This window comes from Aeromonas sp. ASNIH2, assembly GCF_002934795.1.
GTDB classification, from domain to species: Bacteria; Pseudomonadota; Gammaproteobacteria; order Enterobacterales; family Aeromonadaceae; genus Aeromonas; species Aeromonas caviae.
Map to the genome: position 1 here is coordinate 4,144,294 of NZ_CP026406.1, position 22,333 is coordinate 4,166,626.

General features: G+C 60.4%; 12 protein-coding genes and 3 pseudogenes. 9 read left to right on the forward strand and 6 right to left on the reverse strand.

The window, feature by feature from the left end:
- Nucleotides 1-2: 2 nt before the first annotated feature.
- Entirely contained in the window at nucleotides 3-1,322 is a 1,320-nt protein-coding gene (locus tag C3F36_RS19870) for an IS1182-like element ISKpn6 family transposase (protein WP_004152397.1), read from the reverse strand.
- 354 nt (nucleotides 1,323-1,676) lie between these two features.
- Nucleotides 1,677-2,327 (reverse strand): annotated as a pseudogene (locus C3F36_RS19875) (phage integrase family protein); the annotation flags it as partial.
- Nucleotides 2,328-2,436: 109 nt separating this feature from the next.
- Here C3F36_RS19875 and tnpA (C3F36_RS19880) point away from each other — a divergent pair.
- The 4 genes from tnpA (C3F36_RS19880) to C3F36_RS19900 all read left to right on the forward strand — a co-directional run bounded on the left by tnpA (C3F36_RS19880) (nucleotide 2,437) and on the right by C3F36_RS19900 (nucleotide 8,642).
- Nucleotides 2,437-5,466 (forward strand): Tn3-like element Tn4401 family transposase, encoded by a 3,030-nt coding sequence (gene tnpA, locus C3F36_RS19880; RefSeq protein ID WP_004152392.1) that lies wholly within the window; start codon nucleotides 2,437-2,439, stop codon nucleotides 5,464-5,466.
- 106 nt (nucleotides 5,467-5,572) lie between these two features.
- Entirely contained in the window at nucleotides 5,573-6,598 is a 1,026-nt protein-coding gene (istA, locus tag C3F36_RS19885) for an IS21 family transposase (RefSeq protein WP_004199214.1), read from the forward strand.
- Entirely contained in the window at nucleotides 6,595-7,374 is a 780-nt protein-coding gene (gene istB / locus C3F36_RS19890) for an IS21-like element ISKpn7 family helper ATPase IstB (RefSeq protein WP_004152394.1), read from the forward strand. The genes istA (C3F36_RS19885) and istB (C3F36_RS19890) overlap by 4 nt, the downstream gene beginning before the upstream one ends.
- Before the next feature lie 386 nt (nucleotides 7,375-7,760).
- Complete coding sequence (locus C3F36_RS19900) at nucleotides 7,761-8,642, forward strand: carbapenem-hydrolyzing class A beta-lactamase KPC-2 (RefSeq protein WP_004199234.1); 882 nt, start codon at nucleotides 7,761-7,763, stop codon at nucleotides 8,640-8,642.
- Between the two features lie 249 nt (nucleotides 8,643-8,891).
- On the opposite strand, the gene C3F36_RS19905 is transcribed toward C3F36_RS19900, so the two are convergent.
- Nucleotides 8,892-10,211: an IS1182-like element ISKpn6 family transposase gene (locus tag C3F36_RS19905; protein WP_004152397.1), complete on the reverse strand. Its 1,320-nt coding sequence runs from the start codon at nucleotides 10,209-10,211 to the stop codon at nucleotides 8,892-8,894.
- Nucleotides 10,212-10,565: 354 nt separating this feature from the next.
- A pseudogene (locus tag C3F36_RS19910) lies at nucleotides 10,566-11,216 on the reverse strand (phage integrase family protein); the annotation flags it as partial.
- A 109-nt stretch (nucleotides 11,217-11,325) separates the two neighbouring features.
- Here C3F36_RS19910 and tnpA (C3F36_RS19915) point away from each other — a divergent pair.
- The 4 genes from tnpA (C3F36_RS19915) (at nucleotide 11,326) to C3F36_RS19935 (ending at nucleotide 17,531) form a co-directional block, all read left to right on the forward strand.
- Complete coding sequence (gene tnpA / locus C3F36_RS19915) at nucleotides 11,326-14,355, forward strand: Tn3-like element Tn4401 family transposase (RefSeq protein ID WP_004152392.1); 3,030 nt, start codon at nucleotides 11,326-11,328, stop codon at nucleotides 14,353-14,355.
- Nucleotides 14,356-14,461: 106 nt separating this feature from the next.
- The gene (istA, locus tag C3F36_RS19920; RefSeq protein WP_004199214.1) at nucleotides 14,462-15,487 is read left to right on the forward strand and encodes an IS21 family transposase; all 1,026 of its coding nucleotides are present in this window, start codon (nucleotides 14,462-14,464) and stop codon (nucleotides 15,485-15,487) included.
- A complete protein-coding gene (gene istB / locus C3F36_RS19925) occupies nucleotides 15,484-16,263 on the forward strand; it encodes an IS21-like element ISKpn7 family helper ATPase IstB (protein WP_004152394.1) in 780 nt (259 codons plus the stop codon). The genes istA (C3F36_RS19920) and istB (C3F36_RS19925) overlap by 4 nt, the downstream gene beginning before the upstream one ends.
- A gap of 386 nt (nucleotides 16,264-16,649) precedes the next feature.
- Nucleotides 16,650-17,531, forward strand: coding sequence for a carbapenem-hydrolyzing class A beta-lactamase KPC-2 (locus tag C3F36_RS19935; RefSeq protein WP_004199234.1), 882 nt, complete (start codon nucleotides 16,650-16,652; stop codon nucleotides 17,529-17,531).
- Between the two features lie 249 nt (nucleotides 17,532-17,780).
- On the opposite strand, the gene C3F36_RS19940 is transcribed toward C3F36_RS19935, so the two are convergent.
- On the reverse strand, nucleotides 17,781-19,100 hold the full coding sequence (locus C3F36_RS19940; protein WP_004152397.1) for an IS1182-like element ISKpn6 family transposase: 1,320 nt from the start codon (nucleotides 19,098-19,100) through the stop codon (nucleotides 17,781-17,783).
- 354 nt (nucleotides 19,101-19,454) lie between these two features.
- On the opposite strand from C3F36_RS19940, the pseudogene C3F36_RS19945 reads away from it, so the two are divergent.
- Nucleotides 19,455-21,566, forward strand: a pseudogene (locus tag C3F36_RS19945) (Tn3-like element Tn3 family transposase); the annotation flags it as partial.
- Between the two features lie 24 nt (nucleotides 21,567-21,590).
- Here C3F36_RS19945 and C3F36_RS19950 read toward each other — a convergent pair.
- Complete coding sequence (locus C3F36_RS19950) at nucleotides 21,591-22,304, reverse strand: AbiTii domain-containing protein (RefSeq protein WP_158656158.1); 714 nt, start codon at nucleotides 22,302-22,304, stop codon at nucleotides 21,591-21,593.
- Between the last annotated feature and the right edge of the window lie 29 nt (nucleotides 22,305-22,333).

The window sequence follows — 22,333 nt, forward strand, 5'->3', positions numbered from 1 at the left end:
CCTCACAGATACGCCATTCGCCTCAGATTTAGCGCCATGCAGACGAGCTTCCACTCGGCTTGCACCTTGTCCAGGCCCCTCATGCTGAACTGACGCAATCCCATCACCGCCTTGATCCAACCATTCGGAGCCTCCACGATCGACTTGCGCCGGCGGTAAGCTGCATCGCCTTGCTCCGTTTTCAATTTCGCCGCAATCGCCGCCGTATGCGGATGGGTCTTGGCATTGACCTTGGCATCTTCACGTCCCTCGCGGCCGAGGGCAACGATGACATCGCCGTGGTGATCGGCGACCTTTGCCAGAACAGCCTCACTACGGAATCCCGCATCCGCCAGCGTCTGGGCCGGCATTTCTCCGGTGTTGGCCTGAACTGCTGCCAGCATGCCCAGCAGCGCCTGACTGTCCGCGGCGCAGTTGGTCAACTCCGCCGCCACGATGATCTGGTGCTCGGCATCGACCGCTGTGTACCCGTTGTAGCTCTGCTCGGAGCCACCACCGGCGTGTTTCATGATCCGGCTGTCCGGATCGGTGAAGCTTTCCTGATCACGGTCATCCGGCACACCAAACTCGCGTTTGTACGAGCCACCGCCCTTGTCCGAGCCATCCGGATGGCGAGGCCGGCGGCCATCGTCTTCGCTGCGCCCCCGGGCCTGGTCCGCTTCACGCTGGCGCGCTTCCAGGCGCGCCTTTGCCGCCTGGATCGCCTCCAGGCGCTTCTCGCGGCGAGAAATCTCGGCAGGAATGTCCAGCTCCGGCTCGTTACGCTCCTGGTCGTCGGTAGCCTTGGCGCGATCAAGCAGCGCCTTGATCTCGCAATGCAATTCGTCCTCGGCCGGCTTCATGCGCTTATAGCTCATCGCCTTGTGGCGGCTGGCGTTGGCTTTTACCTTGGTGCCGTCGACCGCGATCGTGCCAAGCTTCACCAGCCCACATTCGCGCGCCAGTTGCACCACCTGAACGAACAAATTCTCAAGCTCGGTCAGGTGTAGGGCACGGAAGTCACTCAGCGTGCGGTGGGCCGGGAAGTTTCCAGCGGCCAGCACACGCAACGCGACATCCTCGTACAGCTTCCTGGCTAGTTTGCGCGAAGAGAAGACGCCGCTCGCGTAACCATAGATCAGCACTTTGACCATCATCGCCGGATGAAACGGCTGATTGCCCGGACCACCGCCGGCATACCGGGCGTGGAATGCGCTCAAGTCCAGCGTATCGACAGTCTCGCTGATGAAGTAGGCAAGATGCCCTTCAGGTAGCCACTCTCCCAGAGAAGGGGGCAGCAGATAGGATTGGTCGGGTCGGTAAGGAAGGTAACTGGCAGCCATCCCCGTATCGTCCTCGATCTTCCGCCGATTTGGCTTCTGCCGCGCAGGCTCCTAGGCCACCGTAGCTAAACATACGAGAAAAACCGCTTCTTGAGCGCTCTCTGAGACCACCTTGCCGACAACGCAGAAACGGTTGCGGAAAAATCGGCGTTTCCGGCGTACGCCACCCGACCTGGACGAACTATTGCGGACCTGGAACTGGAGTAGCGGAATTCCCCGGGGTTTCAGCGTCGCGCCACAGCGCCTCAGATAGATGCGGTAGCCTTTGGCGGGTCGTCATGCCGCGGACCACCCCCCCAAAAAATTCCACAATGCGGAATGGCGGAATTTTCTGGGGTTCCCGCTTACCCCCCCATTCAGCGTGCAAGCGTTGCGCGGGGCCCGGAAATTGCCCTGCGAGCCGTCGACTTCGTTCGGCAGACGCAACTGCTCCCACGGCACGATGCCGCTGGGCTGAATAATCGGGATCAGGGCCCGGGCGCGCTCGGTGAGCTGCGGATGTGCGGCAAAGAAAGCCTCGACCTGCCGGGCGCCTGTCATGCCGAGTCCCTCGATGGCTTTCCACCAGCCACGCCGGCGGGGAATGCGCACGGTCAGCGCCGAGAGGGTGTGGATACCGTACGCCTGCAGTGCCCTGACGGTCCTCGGAGACAGCCACTGGTCGATGCTGTCGCTGATCTGGGGCTTCGGCGCCGGCAGCGTGGGCAAGAGCCGGATCGCGCGTTCGACGGCACCCGCGCGCCCCTGTCGCTCTTCGGGGGCGTGCTGGAACACGTCGGCCAGATCCGGCCGGTGGCGGCTGTTGGCGAAAACGATGAGCTGGCGGCGGATATGCCCCAGCATCCCTCGCGCTGATTGACCGGCGGCCTTGCGTGCCGCCAGGTAGTGTTCAACGGCCGCGCGAGAGCTGAGTCCCGCGTACCAGCCGCGCAAGGCAGCCAGCGAATCCGCATCGGGAAAGCCGACTGGGGTAGAACTCGAAGCCGTAGTCTGGCCCGTTTTCATATGGACAGGTTGCGATTCGAAAAGCGAGTAACGCGATAATAACGATTATTTCAGTAGAATCGAAAATGCCCCATGTTTCTACGAAACCTCAAGATAGCAAGAACGGGCCATGAGCAAGAAGAACAAGCTACTCAGCGTCCTATCCGACGCCGAACAGGAGGCCTTGTATGGCCTGCCGGAGTTCGATGATGCGCAGCAGCTGGAATATCTGGCTGTGACAGAAACCGAGTTGGCGCTTGCCAACAGCCGGCCCAGTCTTCATGCCAAGGTCTATTGCCTCTTGCAGATCGGCTACTTCAAGGCCAAGCATGCCTTCTTCAGTTTCGACTGGGACGAAGTCGAGGACGATTGCGCTTTCGTGCTGAGCCGCTATTTCCACGGCGAGGTGTTCGAACCCAAGGCGATCACCAAGCATGAACGCTACACCCAGCGCGAGCAGATCGCCAAACTATTCGGCTACTGGCCGTGGTCGGCCGCCTTCCTGCCGCAGCTCGAGCAGCAGGCCGCACGGACCGTGCGGCGTGACGTAACGCCGGGGTTCGTCGCCGCCGAGCTGATCGTCTGGCTCAATGAGCACAAGATTATCCGGCCCGGCTATACGACCTTGCAAGAGTTGGTCAGCGAAACGCTATCCGCCGAGCGCCGGCGCCTGGGCAATCTGCTGGAGCAAGCGTTGGACGAATCTGCCAAGGCCGCGCTGAGCCAGCTTCTGGTCCGTGATGACACCCTGTCGCAACTGGCGGCGCTCAAGCAGGACGCCAAGAATTTCGGCTGGCGCCAGATGGTCCGCGAGCGCGAAAAGCGCGCCACGCTGGAGCCGCTGCACGCAATCGCCAAGACACTGCTGCCTAAACTCGACGTCTCGCAGCAGAACCTGCTGTACTACGCGAGCCTGGCAAACTTCTACACCGTCCACGACCTGCGCAATCTGAAGGCCGATCAGACCCAACTCTACCTGCTGTGCTATGCCTGGGTACGCTACCGGCAGCTCTCCGACAACCTGGTCGATGCGATGGCGTACCACATGAAGCAGTTGGAGGACGAAAGCAGCGCTGGTGCCAAACAATCCTTTGCCGACGAGCAGGTGCGCCGTCAGCAGGAAACGCCGCGGGTAGGCCGCCTGCTGTCACTCTACGTTGATGATAGCGTGGCCGATCCCACGCCCTTCGGCGAGGTGCGGCAGCGCGCCTACAAGATCATGCCTCGCGATACGCTGCAAACCACGGCGCAGCGTATGAGCGTGAAGCCGGCGAGCAAGCTGGCCTTGCAGTGGCAGGCGGTGGACGGGCTGGCCGACCGCATGCGCCGCCATCTTCGTCCACTGTACGTTGCGCTCGACCTCTCCGGCTCCAATCCAGACAGTCCATGGCTTGCCGCGCTGGCCTGGGCCAAAGGTGTTTTTGCCAAGCAGCAGCGGCTGTCGCAACGGCCACTCGACGAGTGGCCCGCGGCGACACTTCCGAAACGCTTGCGGCCGTACCTGCTGACCTTCGACGCCGACGGTAAACCAACCGGCCTGCACGCTGACCGCTACGAGTTCTGGCTGTACCGCCAGATCAGGAAGCGTCTCCAATCGGGTGAACTCTACCTCGACGACAGCCTGCAACACCGGCACTTCTCAGATGAACTGGTTGAGATGGACAGGAAGATCGATGTGCTCGCAAAAATGGAGATCCCCTTCCTGCAGCAACCCGTCCATGCCCAACTCGATGCGCTGACTGCCGAACTGCGCACGCAGTGGCTGGCGTTCAACCGCGAGCTGAAACAGGGCAAGCTGACGCACCTCGAATACAACAAGGACACGCAGAAACTGACCTGGCGCAAGCCCAAGAGCGAGAATGAGAAAGCGCGCGAAAAGGCATTCTACGAGAAGCTTCCGTTCTGCGACGTGGCCGACGTGTTTCGCTTCGTCAACGACGAGTGCAAGTTTCTGTCGGCGTTCACGCCCATGCAGCCGCGCTACGCGAAGAAGGTCGCCGACGCTGACAGCCTGATGGCGGTCATCATCGCGCAAGCGATGAACCACGGCAACCACGTCATGGCGCGCACCAGCGACATCCCGTACCACGTGCTGGATAGCGGCTACCAGCAGTACCTGCGCCAGGCAACGCTGCACGCGGCCAACGACTGCATCAGCAACGCCATCGCCACGCTACCGATCTTCCCATACTACTCGTTCGACCTCGAAACGCTGTACGGTGCCGTCGACGGGCAGAAATTCAGCGTCGAACGGCCGACCGTGAAGGCGCGCTATTCGCGCAAGTACTTCGGGCGCGGCAAGGGCGTGGTCGCCTACACGCTGCTGTGCAACCACATCCCGCTCAACGGCTACCTGATCGGCGCGCACGACTACGAGGCCCACCACGTGTTCGACATCTGGTATCGCAACACGTCGGACATCATGCCGACCGCGATCACCGGCGACATGCACAGCGTCAACAAGGCCAACTTCGCCATCCTGCATTGGTTTGGCCGGCGGTTCGAGCCGCGCTTCACCGACCTCAACGCGCAATTGAAAGAACTCTACTGCGCTGACGATCCAGCACAGTATCAGGCGTGCCTGATTCGGCCAGTCGGGAAAATCGACTGCGATCTCATCCATCGCGAGAAGCCGAACATCGACCGGATCGTCGCCACACTCGGGCTGAAGGAAATGACGCAGGGCACGCTGATCCGCAAGCTGTGCACCTACACCACGACGAACCCGACGCGGCGCGCGATCTTCGAGTTCGACAAGCTCATCCGCAGCATCTACACGCTTCGCTACCTGCGCGATCCGCAACTGGAACGCAACGTGCACCGCTCGCAAAATCGCCTCGAGTCCTACCATCAGCTACGCTCGGCCATTGCCCAGGTCGGCGGTAAGAAGGAACTGACCGGTCGCACCGACATTGAAATCGAGATCAGCAACCAGTGCGCACGGCTGATCGCCAACACGATCATTTTCTACAACTCGGCAATCTTGTCGCGGCTGGTGACCAAGTACGAGGCGGCCGGCAACAGCAAGGCGCTGGCACTCATCACAAAAATTTCGCCTGCGGCATGGCGGCACATCCTGCTCAACGGGCACTACACCTTTCAAAGCAGCGGCAAGACGATCGATCTCGATGCGATCGTCGCAGGCCTGGAACTGGAGTGACGGAATTTTCAGCGGTTCCGTGTTAGCAGCAGTGTAAAACTGACCCACCCCAGCGAAGTAAAACTGATCCACCTGGGCTAGTTTGGCGGCCTTTTCGAGGCCGTCGATGTTGACCCAGGAGCAAACCGTGGAAATCAGAGTTCTTGCCCGACAGGGCCACTCCATCCGGCACATCGCCCGCACGTTGGGGGTCTCGCGCAATACCGTGCGCCGCTACCTCCGCGATCCGTCGGTAGCGCGATACCAGCCCCGTGAACCACGCCCCACCAAACTGGGGCCATTTGAATCTTATCTGCGGCAACGGGTCGAGCAGGCCCACCCCATCTGGCTGCCTGCCACCGTCCTGAATCGGGAAATCCGCGCTCAAGGGTATGGCGGCGGTCTCTCGTTATTGCGCGCCTTCCTCGCCACGCTCAAGCCCGCCCGCCGCGAAGCAGGTCCGGCCGTCCGTTTCGAGACCGAGCCCGGACGGCAGTTGCAGGCTGATTTCGTGGTCTTGCGCCGGGCCAGATCCCCCATGTCGGCCTTCGTCGCCACGCTGGGATACAGCCGCATGACGTTTGTCACCTTCGTACCGGACGAATCCTTCGAGTCCGTGCGGGACTCCCTGTTGCTGGCTTTTGACTATCTGGGCGGTGTGCCCCGCGAGGTGTTGTTCGACAACATGAAGACCGTGGTGCTGGAACGCGATGCCTACGGTGACGGCAAGCACCGTTTTCACCCCGGCTTGCTTCAACTGGCCGATGACCTGGGGTTCCGGATCCGGCTGTGTCGCCCGTATCGGGCCCAGACCAAAGGCAAGGTCGAGCGCTTCAATCGCTACTTCCGCGAGAGCTTCTACAACCCGTTGCTGACCCGGATGAAGGGCACGGGGCTGCTGCTCGATTGTGCTGCTGCCAACCGACGCGTCCGTGACTGGTTGGCAGACGAGGCGAATGTGCGGGTCCACGCCACCCTGAACGAGCGCCCCATCGACCGTTGGCGGCAGGAGCGGGAACACCTGCAACCCTTGCCATCCCGTGTGCGGCGCGACGAGGCCCCCCTGCTGGATAACAGTCTCCGCCCGGTACCACTGGAATCTCTCCAGCACCCACTGTCTGTCTATGACGCAATTGGGGAGGCCTGCCGATGAACCTCCAGCATGAGCGGATCGACGCCCTGTGCCAGCAACTCAAACTCGAACGGGTGGCAACGCATTACCCCGTCCTGGCGCAGCAGGCGGTGCGCGAGGACTTCAGCTTCACCGACTTCCTGGAACACCTGTTGCGGCATGAAGCGGGGTGTCGCCAGCAGCGCAGCCGCGAACTGCTGACGCGGATGGCTTGCTTCCCGGGCATCAAGACCCTGGAGGACTATGACTTCAGCTTCAACCCCGGCGTGCCCAAGGCACTGGTGCAGGAGCTGGGCAGTCTGGCGTTTGTCGAACGGGCCGAGAACGTGGTGCTGATCGGACCCTCTGGCATCGGCAAGACCCACCTCGCCATCGCCTTGGGTTACAAGGCCGCGCAAGCCGGGGTCAAGACACGCTTCATCACGGCAGCCGACCTGATGCTGCAACTGAGCACGGCGCAGCGACAAGGGCGGCTGAAGGAATACTTCAACCGCGCCATCCTCGGTCCACGGCTGCTGGTGATCGATGAGATCGGCTACCTGCCTTTCGGACGCGAGGAAGCGAACCTGTTCTTTCAGGTGGTGGCGAAGCGCTATGAGAAAGGGGCGATGATCCTGACCTCGAACCTGCCGTTCAGCCAGTGGGCCGACGCGTTTGCCGGCGATACCACCCTGACAGCCGCGATGCTGGATCGGCTGCTGCACCATGCCCATATCCTGACCCTGAGCGGCGAAAGCTACCGCTTGAAGGACAAGAGGAAGGCGGGAGTGGTCAGGAAAAATTCCAAACCCGAATGATCCAGGTGGGTCAGTATTACTTTGGTGATTCAGGGGTAAAGTGGGTCAGTTTTCAGTTGGTGTTGACACCGGCGTACCCTCGGTGCTATCTTCGCGCCCCAATAGTCGGGGCTTGGCCAGGACTTCCTGAGGCCGTCCGTAACGTGGATGCCGAGGTCAGGCGAGGTGGCCGACCCATGAACGCCGACCTGATTCGTTTTTCAATAGCGCTGGACGTTGTGGTGCCAGGGACTTACCAACCCGATGTGTGCCCATCCGGGGCAGTTACAGCCGTTACAGCCTCTGGAGAGGGAGCGGCTTGCCGCTCGGTGATAATCCCAGCTGTAGCGGCCTGATTACATCCGGCCGCTACACCTAGCTCCACCTTCAAACAAGGAATATCGTTGATGTCACTGTATCGCCGTCTAGTTCTGCTGTCTTGTCTCTCATGGCCGCTGGCTGGCTTTTCTGCCACCGCGCTGACCAACCTCGTCGCGGAACCATTCGCTAAACTCGAACAGGACTTTGGCGGCTCCATCGGTGTGTACGCGATGGATACCGGCTCAGGCGCAACTGTAAGTTACCGCGCTGAGGAGCGCTTCCCACTGTGCAGCTCATTCAAGGGCTTTCTTGCTGCCGCTGTGCTGGCTCGCAGCCAGCAGCAGGCCGGCTTGCTGGACACACCCATCCGTTACGGCAAAAATGCGCTGGTTCCGTGGTCACCCATCTCGGAAAAATATCTGACAACAGGCATGACGGTGGCGGAGCTGTCCGCGGCCGCCGTGCAATACAGTGATAACGCCGCCGCCAATTTGTTGCTGAAGGAGTTGGGCGGCCCGGCCGGGCTGACGGCCTTCATGCGCTCTATCGGCGATACCACGTTCCGTCTGGACCGCTGGGAGCTGGAGCTGAACTCCGCCATCCCAGGCGATGCGCGCGATACCTCATCGCCGCGCGCCGTGACGGAAAGCTTACAAAAACTGACACTGGGCTCTGCACTGGCTGCGCCGCAGCGGCAGCAGTTTGTTGATTGGCTAAAGGGAAACACGACCGGCAACCACCGCATCCGCGCGGCGGTGCCGGCAGACTGGGCAGTCGGAGACAAAACCGGAACCTGCGGAGTGTATGGCACGGCAAATGACTATGCCGTCGTCTGGCCCACTGGGCGCGCACCTATTGTGTTGGCCGTCTACACCCGGGCGCCTAACAAGGATGACAAGCACAGCGAGGCCGTCATCGCCGCTGCGGCTAGACTCGCGCTCGAGGGATTGGGCGTCAACGGGCAGTAAGGCTCTGAAAATCATCTATTGGCCCACCACCGCCGCCCTTGCGGGCGGCATGGATTACCAACCACTGTCACATTTAGGCTAGGAGTCTGCGCGGCAGAGCCGTGTGACCGGTTTTCTGTAGAGCACTGACGATGGCGGCGGCGCTCTCTGCAATTGGCAAGGCGTCGGCGCCAAGGATACCAATCTTGCGGCGCGCGGCGTGTTATGACGACTGGGGTGCATTTGAGCCGCCCCATTTAACCTTCGCCCTCACAGATACGCCATTCGCCTCAGATTTAGCGCCATGCAGACGAGCTTCCACTCGGCTTGCACCTTGTCCAGGCCCCTCATGCTGAACTGACGCAATCCCATCACCGCCTTGATCCAACCATTCGGAGCCTCCACGATCGACTTGCGCCGGCGGTAAGCTGCATCGCCTTGCTCCGTTTTCAATTTCGCCGCAATCGCCGCCGTATGCGGATGGGTCTTGGCATTGACCTTGGCATCTTCACGTCCCTCGCGGCCGAGGGCAACGATGACATCGCCGTGGTGATCGGCGACCTTTGCCAGAACAGCCTCACTACGGAATCCCGCATCCGCCAGCGTCTGGGCCGGCATTTCTCCGGTGTTGGCCTGAACTGCTGCCAGCATGCCCAGCAGCGCCTGACTGTCCGCGGCGCAGTTGGTCAACTCCGCCGCCACGATGATCTGGTGCTCGGCATCGACCGCTGTGTACCCGTTGTAGCTCTGCTCGGAGCCACCACCGGCGTGTTTCATGATCCGGCTGTCCGGATCGGTGAAGCTTTCCTGATCACGGTCATCCGGCACACCAAACTCGCGTTTGTACGAGCCACCGCCCTTGTCCGAGCCATCCGGATGGCGAGGCCGGCGGCCATCGTCTTCGCTGCGCCCCCGGGCCTGGTCCGCTTCACGCTGGCGCGCTTCCAGGCGCGCCTTTGCCGCCTGGATCGCCTCCAGGCGCTTCTCGCGGCGAGAAATCTCGGCAGGAATGTCCAGCTCCGGCTCGTTACGCTCCTGGTCGTCGGTAGCCTTGGCGCGATCAAGCAGCGCCTTGATCTCGCAATGCAATTCGTCCTCGGCCGGCTTCATGCGCTTATAGCTCATCGCCTTGTGGCGGCTGGCGTTGGCTTTTACCTTGGTGCCGTCGACCGCGATCGTGCCAAGCTTCACCAGCCCACATTCGCGCGCCAGTTGCACCACCTGAACGAACAAATTCTCAAGCTCGGTCAGGTGTAGGGCACGGAAGTCACTCAGCGTGCGGTGGGCCGGGAAGTTTCCAGCGGCCAGCACACGCAACGCGACATCCTCGTACAGCTTCCTGGCTAGTTTGCGCGAAGAGAAGACGCCGCTCGCGTAACCATAGATCAGCACTTTGACCATCATCGCCGGATGAAACGGCTGATTGCCCGGACCACCGCCGGCATACCGGGCGTGGAATGCGCTCAAGTCCAGCGTATCGACAGTCTCGCTGATGAAGTAGGCAAGATGCCCTTCAGGTAGCCACTCTCCCAGAGAAGGGGGCAGCAGATAGGATTGGTCGGGTCGGTAAGGAAGGTAACTGGCAGCCATCCCCGTATCGTCCTCGATCTTCCGCCGATTTGGCTTCTGCCGCGCAGGCTCCTAGGCCACCGTAGCTAAACATACGAGAAAAACCGCTTCTTGAGCGCTCTCTGAGACCACCTTGCCGACAACGCAGAAACGGTTGCGGAAAAATCGGCGTTTCCGGCGTACGCCACCCGACCTGGACGAACTATTGCGGACCTGGAACTGGAGTAGCGGAATTCCCCGGGGTTTCAGCGTCGCGCCACAGCGCCTCAGATAGATGCGGTAGCCTTTGGCGGGTCGTCATGCCGCGGACCACCCCCCCAAAAAATTCCACAATGCGGAATGGCGGAATTTTCTGGGGTTCCCGCTTACCCCCCCATTCAGCGTGCAAGCGTTGCGCGGGGCCCGGAAATTGCCCTGCGAGCCGTCGACTTCGTTCGGCAGACGCAACTGCTCCCACGGCACGATGCCGCTGGGCTGAATAATCGGGATCAGGGCCCGGGCGCGCTCGGTGAGCTGCGGATGTGCGGCAAAGAAAGCCTCGACCTGCCGGGCGCCTGTCATGCCGAGTCCCTCGATGGCTTTCCACCAGCCACGCCGGCGGGGAATGCGCACGGTCAGCGCCGAGAGGGTGTGGATACCGTACGCCTGCAGTGCCCTGACGGTCCTCGGAGACAGCCACTGGTCGATGCTGTCGCTGATCTGGGGCTTCGGCGCCGGCAGCGTGGGCAAGAGCCGGATCGCGCGTTCGACGGCACCCGCGCGCCCCTGTCGCTCTTCGGGGGCGTGCTGGAACACGTCGGCCAGATCCGGCCGGTGGCGGCTGTTGGCGAAAACGATGAGCTGGCGGCGGATATGCCCCAGCATCCCTCGCGCTGATTGACCGGCGGCCTTGCGTGCCGCCAGGTAGTGTTCAACGGCCGCGCGAGAGCTGAGTCCCGCGTACCAGCCGCGCAAGGCAGCCAGCGAATCCGCATCGGGAAAGCCGACTGGGGTAGAACTCGAAGCCGTAGTCTGGCCCGTTTTCATATGGACAGGTTGCGATTCGAAAAGCGAGTAACGCGATAATAACGATTATTTCAGTAGAATCGAAAATGCCCCATGTTTCTACGAAACCTCAAGATAGCAAGAACGGGCCATGAGCAAGAAGAACAAGCTACTCAGCGTCCTATCCGACGCCGAACAGGAGGCCTTGTATGGCCTGCCGGAGTTCGATGATGCGCAGCAGCTGGAATATCTGGCTGTGACAGAAACCGAGTTGGCGCTTGCCAACAGCCGGCCCAGTCTTCATGCCAAGGTCTATTGCCTCTTGCAGATCGGCTACTTCAAGGCCAAGCATGCCTTCTTCAGTTTCGACTGGGACGAAGTCGAGGACGATTGCGCTTTCGTGCTGAGCCGCTATTTCCACGGCGAGGTGTTCGAACCCAAGGCGATCACCAAGCATGAACGCTACACCCAGCGCGAGCAGATCGCCAAACTATTCGGCTACTGGCCGTGGTCGGCCGCCTTCCTGCCGCAGCTCGAGCAGCAGGCCGCACGGACCGTGCGGCGTGACGTAACGCCGGGGTTCGTCGCCGCCGAGCTGATCGTCTGGCTCAATGAGCACAAGATTATCCGGCCCGGCTATACGACCTTGCAAGAGTTGGTCAGCGAAACGCTATCCGCCGAGCGCCGGCGCCTGGGCAATCTGCTGGAGCAAGCGTTGGACGAATCTGCCAAGGCCGCGCTGAGCCAGCTTCTGGTCCGTGATGACACCCTGTCGCAACTGGCGGCGCTCAAGCAGGACGCCAAGAATTTCGGCTGGCGCCAGATGGTCCGCGAGCGCGAAAAGCGCGCCACGCTGGAGCCGCTGCACGCAATCGCCAAGACACTGCTGCCTAAACTCGACGTCTCGCAGCAGAACCTGCTGTACTACGCGAGCCTGGCAAACTTCTACACCGTCCACGACCTGCGCAATCTGAAGGCCGATCAGACCCAACTCTACCTGCTGTGCTATGCCTGGGTACGCTACCGGCAGCTCTCCGACAACCTGGTCGATGCGATGGCGTACCACATGAAGCAGTTGGAGGACGAAAGCAGCGCTGGTGCCAAACAATCCTTTGCCGACGAGCAGGTGCGCCGTCAGCAGGAAACGCCGCGGGTAGGCCGCCTGCTGTCACTCTACGTTGATGATAGCGTGGCCGATCCCACGCCCTTCGGCGAGGTGCGGCAGCGCGCCTACAAGATCATGCCTCGCGATACGCTGCAAACCACGGCGCAGCGTATGAGCGTGAAGCCGGCGAGCAAGCTGGCCTTGCAGTGGCAGGCGGTGGACGGGCTGGCCGACCGCATGCGCCGCCATCTTCGTCCACTGTACGTTGCGCTCGACCTCTCCGGCTCCAATCCAGACAGTCCATGGCTTGCCGCGCTGGCCTGGGCCAAAGGTGTTTTTGCCAAGCAGCAGCGGCTGTCGCAACGGCCACTCGACGAGTGGCCCGCGGCGACACTTCCGAAACGCTTGCGGCCGTACCTGCTGACCTTCGACGCCGACGGTAAACCAACCGGCCTGCACGCTGACCGCTACGAGTTCTGGCTGTACCGCCAGATCAGGAAGCGTCTCCAATCGGGTGAACTCTACCTCGACGACAGCCTGCAACACCGGCACTTCTCAGATGAACTGGTTGAGATGGACAGGAAGATCGATGTGCTCGCAAAAATGGAGATCCCCTTCCTGCAGCAACCCGTCCATGCCCAACTCGATGCGCTGACTGCCGAACTGCGCACGCAGTGGCTGGCGTTCAACCGCGAGCTGAAACAGGGCAAGCTGACGCACCTCGAATACAACAAGGACACGCAGAAACTGACCTGGCGCAAGCCCAAGAGCGAGAATGAGAAAGCGCGCGAAAAGGCATTCTACGAGAAGCTTCCGTTCTGCGACGTGGCCGACGTGTTTCGCTTCGTCAACGACGAGTGCAAGTTTCTGTCGGCGTTCACGCCCATGCAGCCGCGCTACGCGAAGAAGGTCGCCGACGCTGACAGCCTGATGGCGGTCATCATCGCGCAAGCGATGAACCACGGCAACCACGTCATGGCGCGCACCAGCGACATCCCGTACCACGTGCTGGATAGCGGCTACCAGCAGTACCTGCGCCAGGCAACGCTGCACGCGGCCAACGACTGCATCAGCAACGCCATCGCCACGCTACCGATCTTCCCATACTACTCGTTCGACCTCGAAACGCTGTACGGTGCCGTCGACGGGCAGAAATTCAGCGTCGAACGGCCGACCGTGAAGGCGCGCTATTCGCGCAAGTACTTCGGGCGCGGCAAGGGCGTGGTCGCCTACACGCTGCTGTGCAACCACATCCCGCTCAACGGCTACCTGATCGGCGCGCACGACTACGAGGCCCACCACGTGTTCGACATCTGGTATCGCAACACGTCGGACATCATGCCGACCGCGATCACCGGCGACATGCACAGCGTCAACAAGGCCAACTTCGCCATCCTGCATTGGTTTGGCCGGCGGTTCGAGCCGCGCTTCACCGACCTCAACGCGCAATTGAAAGAACTCTACTGCGCTGACGATCCAGCACAGTATCAGGCGTGCCTGATTCGGCCAGTCGGGAAAATCGACTGCGATCTCATCCATCGCGAGAAGCCGAACATCGACCGGATCGTCGCCACACTCGGGCTGAAGGAAATGACGCAGGGCACGCTGATCCGCAAGCTGTGCACCTACACCACGACGAACCCGACGCGGCGCGCGATCTTCGAGTTCGACAAGCTCATCCGCAGCATCTACACGCTTCGCTACCTGCGCGATCCGCAACTGGAACGCAACGTGCACCGCTCGCAAAATCGCCTCGAGTCCTACCATCAGCTACGCTCGGCCATTGCCCAGGTCGGCGGTAAGAAGGAACTGACCGGTCGCACCGACATTGAAATCGAGATCAGCAACCAGTGCGCACGGCTGATCGCCAACACGATCATTTTCTACAACTCGGCAATCTTGTCGCGGCTGGTGACCAAGTACGAGGCGGCCGGCAACAGCAAGGCGCTGGCACTCATCACAAAAATTTCGCCTGCGGCATGGCGGCACATCCTGCTCAACGGGCACTACACCTTTCAAAGCAGCGGCAAGACGATCGATCTCGATGCGATCGTCGCAGGCCTGGAACTGGAGTGACGGAATTTTCAGCGGTTCCGTGTTAGCAGCAGTGTAAAACTGACCCACCCCAGCGAAGTAAAACTGATCCACCTGGGCTAGTTTGGCGGCCTTTTCGAGGCCGTCGATGTTGACCCAGGAGCAAACCGTGGAAATCAGAGTTCTTGCCCGACAGGGCCACTCCATCCGGCACATCGCCCGCACGTTGGGGGTCTCGCGCAATACCGTGCGCCGCTACCTCCGCGATCCGTCGGTAGCGCGATACCAGCCCCGTGAACCACGCCCCACCAAACTGGGGCCATTTGAATCTTATCTGCGGCAACGGGTCGAGCAGGCCCACCCCATCTGGCTGCCTGCCACCGTCCTGAATCGGGAAATCCGCGCTCAAGGGTATGGCGGCGGTCTCTCGTTATTGCGCGCCTTCCTCGCCACGCTCAAGCCCGCCCGCCGCGAAGCAGGTCCGGCCGTCCGTTTCGAGACCGAGCCCGGACGGCAGTTGCAGGCTGATTTCGTGGTCTTGCGCCGGGCCAGATCCCCCATGTCGGCCTTCGTCGCCACGCTGGGATACAGCCGCATGACGTTTGTCACCTTCGTACCGGACGAATCCTTCGAGTCCGTGCGGGACTCCCTGTTGCTGGCTTTTGACTATCTGGGCGGTGTGCCCCGCGAGGTGTTGTTCGACAACATGAAGACCGTGGTGCTGGAACGCGATGCCTACGGTGACGGCAAGCACCGTTTTCACCCCGGCTTGCTTCAACTGGCCGATGACCTGGGGTTCCGGATCCGGCTGTGTCGCCCGTATCGGGCCCAGACCAAAGGCAAGGTCGAGCGCTTCAATCGCTACTTCCGCGAGAGCTTCTACAACCCGTTGCTGACCCGGATGAAGGGCACGGGGCTGCTGCTCGATTGTGCTGCTGCCAACCGACGCGTCCGTGACTGGTTGGCAGACGAGGCGAATGTGCGGGTCCACGCCACCCTGAACGAGCGCCCCATCGACCGTTGGCGGCAGGAGCGGGAACACCTGCAACCCTTGCCATCCCGTGTGCGGCGCGACGAGGCCCCCCTGCTGGATAACAGTCTCCGCCCGGTACCACTGGAATCTCTCCAGCACCCACTGTCTGTCTATGACGCAATTGGGGAGGCCTGCCGATGAACCTCCAGCATGAGCGGATCGACGCCCTGTGCCAGCAACTCAAACTCGAACGGGTGGCAACGCATTACCCCGTCCTGGCGCAGCAGGCGGTGCGCGAGGACTTCAGCTTCACCGACTTCCTGGAACACCTGTTGCGGCATGAAGCGGGGTGTCGCCAGCAGCGCAGCCGCGAACTGCTGACGCGGATGGCTTGCTTCCCGGGCATCAAGACCCTGGAGGACTATGACTTCAGCTTCAACCCCGGCGTGCCCAAGGCACTGGTGCAGGAGCTGGGCAGTCTGGCGTTTGTCGAACGGGCCGAGAACGTGGTGCTGATCGGACCCTCTGGCATCGGCAAGACCCACCTCGCCATCGCCTTGGGTTACAAGGCCGCGCAAGCCGGGGTCAAGACACGCTTCATCACGGCAGCCGACCTGATGCTGCAACTGAGCACGGCGCAGCGACAAGGGCGGCTGAAGGAATACTTCAACCGCGCCATCCTCGGTCCACGGCTGCTGGTGATCGATGAGATCGGCTACCTGCCTTTCGGACGCGAGGAAGCGAACCTGTTCTTTCAGGTGGTGGCGAAGCGCTATGAGAAAGGGGCGATGATCCTGACCTCGAACCTGCCGTTCAGCCAGTGGGCCGACGCGTTTGCCGGCGATACCACCCTGACAGCCGCGATGCTGGATCGGCTGCTGCACCATGCCCATATCCTGACCCTGAGCGGCGAAAGCTACCGCTTGAAGGACAAGAGGAAGGCGGGAGTGGTCAGGAAAAATTCCAAACCCGAATGATCCAGGTGGGTCAGTATTACTTTGGTGATTCAGGGGTAAAGTGGGTCAGTTTTCAGTTGGTGTTGACACCGGCGTACCCTCGGTGCTATCTTCGCGCCCCAATAGTCGGGGCTTGGCCAGGACTTCCTGAGGCCGTCCGTAACGTGGATGCCGAGGTCAGGCGAGGTGGCCGACCCATGAACGCCGACCTGATTCGTTTTTCAATAGCGCTGGACGTTGTGGTGCCAGGGACTTACCAACCCGATGTGTGCCCATCCGGGGCAGTTACAGCCGTTACAGCCTCTGGAGAGGGAGCGGCTTGCCGCTCGGTGATAATCCCAGCTGTAGCGGCCTGATTACATCCGGCCGCTACACCTAGCTCCACCTTCAAACAAGGAATATCGTTGATGTCACTGTATCGCCGTCTAGTTCTGCTGTCTTGTCTCTCATGGCCGCTGGCTGGCTTTTCTGCCACCGCGCTGACCAACCTCGTCGCGGAACCATTCGCTAAACTCGAACAGGACTTTGGCGGCTCCATCGGTGTGTACGCGATGGATACCGGCTCAGGCGCAACTGTAAGTTACCGCGCTGAGGAGCGCTTCCCACTGTGCAGCTCATTCAAGGGCTTTCTTGCTGCCGCTGTGCTGGCTCGCAGCCAGCAGCAGGCCGGCTTGCTGGACACACCCATCCGTTACGGCAAAAATGCGCTGGTTCCGTGGTCACCCATCTCGGAAAAATATCTGACAACAGGCATGACGGTGGCGGAGCTGTCCGCGGCCGCCGTGCAATACAGTGATAACGCCGCCGCCAATTTGTTGCTGAAGGAGTTGGGCGGCCCGGCCGGGCTGACGGCCTTCATGCGCTCTATCGGCGATACCACGTTCCGTCTGGACCGCTGGGAGCTGGAGCTGAACTCCGCCATCCCAGGCGATGCGCGCGATACCTCATCGCCGCGCGCCGTGACGGAAAGCTTACAAAAACTGACACTGGGCTCTGCACTGGCTGCGCCGCAGCGGCAGCAGTTTGTTGATTGGCTAAAGGGAAACACGACCGGCAACCACCGCATCCGCGCGGCGGTGCCGGCAGACTGGGCAGTCGGAGACAAAACCGGAACCTGCGGAGTGTATGGCACGGCAAATGACTATGCCGTCGTCTGGCCCACTGGGCGCGCACCTATTGTGTTGGCCGTCTACACCCGGGCGCCTAACAAGGATGACAAGCACAGCGAGGCCGTCATCGCCGCTGCGGCTAGACTCGCGCTCGAGGGATTGGGCGTCAACGGGCAGTAAGGCTCTGAAAATCATCTATTGGCCCACCACCGCCGCCCTTGCGGGCGGCATGGATTACCAACCACTGTCACATTTAGGCTAGGAGTCTGCGCGGCAGAGCCGTGTGACCGGTTTTCTGTAGAGCACTGACGATGGCGGCGGCGCTCTCTGCAATTGGCAAGGCGTCGGCGCCAAGGATACCAATCTTGCGGCGCGCGGCGTGTTATGACGACTGGGGTGCATTTGAGCCGCCCCATTTAACCTTCGCCCTCACAGATACGCCATTCGCCTCAGATTTAGCGCCATGCAGACGAGCTTCCACTCGGCTTGCACCTTGTCCAGGCCCCTCATGCTGAACTGACGCAATCCCATCACCGCCTTGATCCAACCATTCGGAGCCTCCACGATCGACTTGCGCCGGCGGTAAGCTGCATCGCCTTGCTCCGTTTTCAATTTCGCCGCAATCGCCGCCGTATGCGGATGGGTCTTGGCATTGACCTTGGCATCTTCACGTCCCTCGCGGCCGAGGGCAACGATGACATCGCCGTGGTGATCGGCGACCTTTGCCAGAACAGCCTCACTACGGAATCCCGCATCCGCCAGCGTCTGGGCCGGCATTTCTCCGGTGTTGGCCTGAACTGCTGCCAGCATGCCCAGCAGCGCCTGACTGTCCGCGGCGCAGTTGGTCAACTCCGCCGCCACGATGATCTGGTGCTCGGCATCGACCGCTGTGTACCCGTTGTAGCTCTGCTCGGAGCCACCACCGGCGTGTTTCATGATCCGGCTGTCCGGATCGGTGAAGCTTTCCTGATCACGGTCATCCGGCACACCAAACTCGCGTTTGTACGAGCCACCGCCCTTGTCCGAGCCATCCGGATGGCGAGGCCGGCGGCCATCGTCTTCGCTGCGCCCCCGGGCCTGGTCCGCTTCACGCTGGCGCGCTTCCAGGCGCGCCTTTGCCGCCTGGATCGCCTCCAGGCGCTTCTCGCGGCGAGAAATCTCGGCAGGAATGTCCAGCTCCGGCTCGTTACGCTCCTGGTCGTCGGTAGCCTTGGCGCGATCAAGCAGCGCCTTGATCTCGCAATGCAATTCGTCCTCGGCCGGCTTCATGCGCTTATAGCTCATCGCCTTGTGGCGGCTGGCGTTGGCTTTTACCTTGGTGCCGTCGACCGCGATCGTGCCAAGCTTCACCAGCCCACATTCGCGCGCCAGTTGCACCACCTGAACGAACAAATTCTCAAGCTCGGTCAGGTGTAGGGCACGGAAGTCACTCAGCGTGCGGTGGGCCGGGAAGTTTCCAGCGGCCAGCACACGCAACGCGACATCCTCGTACAGCTTCCTGGCTAGTTTGCGCGAAGAGAAGACGCCGCTCGCGTAACCATAGATCAGCACTTTGACCATCATCGCCGGATGAAACGGCTGATTGCCCGGACCACCGCCGGCATACCGGGCGTGGAATGCGCTCAAGTCCAGCGTATCGACAGTCTCGCTGATGAAGTAGGCAAGATGCCCTTCAGGTAGCCACTCTCCCAGAGAAGGGGGCAGCAGATAGGATTGGTCGGGTCGGTAAGGAAGGTAACTGGCAGCCATCCCCGTATCGTCCTCGATCTTCCGCCGATTTGGCTTCTGCCGCGCAGGCTCCTAGGCCACCGTAGCTAAACATACGAGAAAAACCGCTTCTTGAGCGCTCTCTGAGACCACCTTGCCGACAACGCAGAAACGGTTGCGGAAAAATCGGCGTTTCCGGCGTACGCCACCCGACCTGGACGAACTATTGCGGACCTGGAACTGGAGTAGCGGAATTCCCCGGGGTTTCAGCGTCGCGCCACAGCGCCTCAGATAGATGCGGTAGCCTTTGGCGGGTCGTCATGCCGCGGACCACCCCCCCAAAAAATTCCACAATGCGGAATGGCGGAATTTTCTGGGGTTCCCGCTTACCCCCCCGTTCTGGACGCCATGCTGGCCGTTATCATCCGTGACGCCAGAAAGATTGGGCAGAAAAAACGGCTCCGCTCGCTGAAGGATCTGGATAAATCTGCATTGGCGCTCGCCAGCGCATGTTCGTACCTGCTGAAAGAAGAAACACCGGACGAATCGATTCGTGCTGAGGTGTTCAGCTACATCCCAAGGCAAAAGCTGGCTGAAATCATCACGCTTGTCCGTGAAATTGCCCGGCCCTCAGACGATAATTTTCATGAAGAAATGGTGGAGCAGTACGGGCGCGTTCGTCGTTTCCTGCCCCATCTGCTGAATACCGTTAAATTTTCATCCGCACCTGCCGGGGTTACCACTCTGAATGCCTGTGACTACCTCAGCCGGGAGTTCAGCTCACGGCGGCAGTTTTTTGACGACGCACCAACGGAAATTATCAGTCGGTCATGGAAACGGCTGGTGATTAACAAGGAAAAACATATCACCCGCAGGGGATACACGCTCTGCTTTCTCAGTAAACTGCAGGATAGTCTGAGGCGGAGGGATGTCTACGTTACCGGCAGTAACCGGTGGGGAGATCCTCGTGCAAGATTACTACAGGGTGCTGACTGGCAGGCAAACCGGATTAAGGTTTATCGTTCTTTGGGGCACCCGACAGACCCGCAGGAAGCAATAAAATCTCTGGGTCATCAGCTTGATAGTCGTTACAGACAGGTTGCTGCACGTCTTTGCGAAAATGAGGCTGTCGAACTCGATGTTTCTGGCCCGAAGCCCCGGTTGACAATTTCTCCCCTCGCCAGTCTTGATGAGCCGGACAGTCTGAAACGACTGAGCAAAATGATCAGTGATCTACTCCCTCCGGTGGATTTAACGGAGTTGCTGCTCGAAATTAACGCCCATACCGGATTTGCTGATGAGTTTTTCCATGCCAGTGAAGCCAGTGCCAGAGTTGATGATCTGCCCGTCAGCATCAGCGCCGTGCTGATGGCTGAAGCCTGCAATATCGGTCTGGAACCACTGATCAGATCAAATGTTCCTGCACTGACCCGACACCGGCTGAACTGGACAAAAGCGAACTATCTGCGGGCTGAAACTATCACCAGCGCTAATGCCAGACTGGTTGATTTTCAGGCAACGCTGCCACTGGCACAGATATGGGGTGGAGGAGAAGTGGCATCTGCAGATGGAATGCGCTTTGTTACGCCAGTCAGAACAATCAATGCCGGACCGAACCGCAAATACTTTGGTAATAACAGAGGGATCACCTGGTACAACTTTGTGTCCGATCAGTATTCCGGCTTTCATGGCATCGTTATACCGGGGACGCTGAGGGACTCTATCTTTGTGCTGGAAGGTCTTCTGGAACAGGAGACCGGGCTGAATCCAACCGAAATTATGACCGATACAGCAGGTGCCAGCGAACTTGTCTTTGGCCTTTTCTGGCTGCTGGGATACCAGTTTTCTCCACGCCTGGCTGATGCCGGTGCTTCGGTTTTCTGGCGAATGGACCATGATGCCGACTATGGCGTGCTGAATGATATTGCCAGAGGGCAATCAGATCCCCGAAAAATAGTCCTTCAGTGGGACGAAATGATCCGGACCGCTGGCTCCCTGAAGCTGGGCAAAGTACAGGTTTCAGTGCTGGTCCGTTCATTGCTGAAAAGTGAACGTCCTTCCGGACTGACTCAGGCAATCATTGAAGTGGGGCGCATCAACAAAACGCTGTATCTGCTTAATTATATTGATGATGAAGATTACCGCCGGCGCATTCTGACCCAGCTTAATCGGGGAGAAAGTCGCCATGCCGTTGCCAGAGCCATCTGTCACGGTCAAAAAGGTGAGATAAGAAAACGATATACCGACGGTCAGGAAGATCAACTGGGCACACTGGGGCTGGTCACTAACGCCGTCGTGTTATGGAACACTATTTATATGCAGGCAGCTCTGGATCATCTCCGGGCGCAGGGTGAAACACTGAATGATGAAGATATCGCACGCCTCTCCCCGCTTTGCCACGGACATATCAATATGCTCGGCCATTATTCCTTCACGCTGGCAGAACTGGTGACCAAAGGACATCTGAGACCATTAAAAGAGGCGTCAGAGGCAGAAAACGTTGCTTAACGTGAGTTTTCGTTCCACTGAGCGTCAGACCCCTAGTTGCCCTTGCGCAATAACCTGAGCTAGCCAATGTAATAGAGCCGCTAGGGCGGCCTCTTTCTGCTCGCCGGTCACCGTCTGCTGCTGGCCACCTGGTGAGCTCACCATCAGTTGGCCACCGTAGATCCCGCCCTTGATGTAAATGCTCACCGGTGCCTGCTGCTGGGCCTGCTGCTGCTCCTGAACTGTGAACGTCATCCCTTCCCCCTGGATCCCTGCGTCGGCCAGATCGAGTGCCCACATCAGCACTTGATTTCTAACCGCATCGAGGAGACTGCGCAGCTTACTCGCCCCCAAGGAAAGTGCCGGTGTCATGGGCACCTCTAGCATTGGCCGCAAGATGGCAACCTGATACGGCGTAAATGAGAGCCGAGCCGGATAGCCAGAGGACGCCAGATCTTCCAGCTCACTGACAGCACTGCCCAGACTGCAGGCTGTCAGCAATTCGACCAGCTCAGGAGAATCAGCATGCAGCGGGATCCATCCTCTCGCGGGGTTGTTTGCTACCAGCTCACCCCGTAGCCGCCGGTAGGCTGGCAGCTCAACGCCATCGGGGTATCCCTGCAGCTCATGATTGATCCAAGCGGCCCATTCGGGCTGTTTGAGCAGACGAGCGGCCACCAGGGCCTTGCGCAGCAGATCGGTGGTCTTGACAGTCGGTTCGCTGGCCATGGCGATGAGTTCAGGGATAAGGTCGGGCATTGATGCGCTCCTGGGCGACAAGGGAGCCC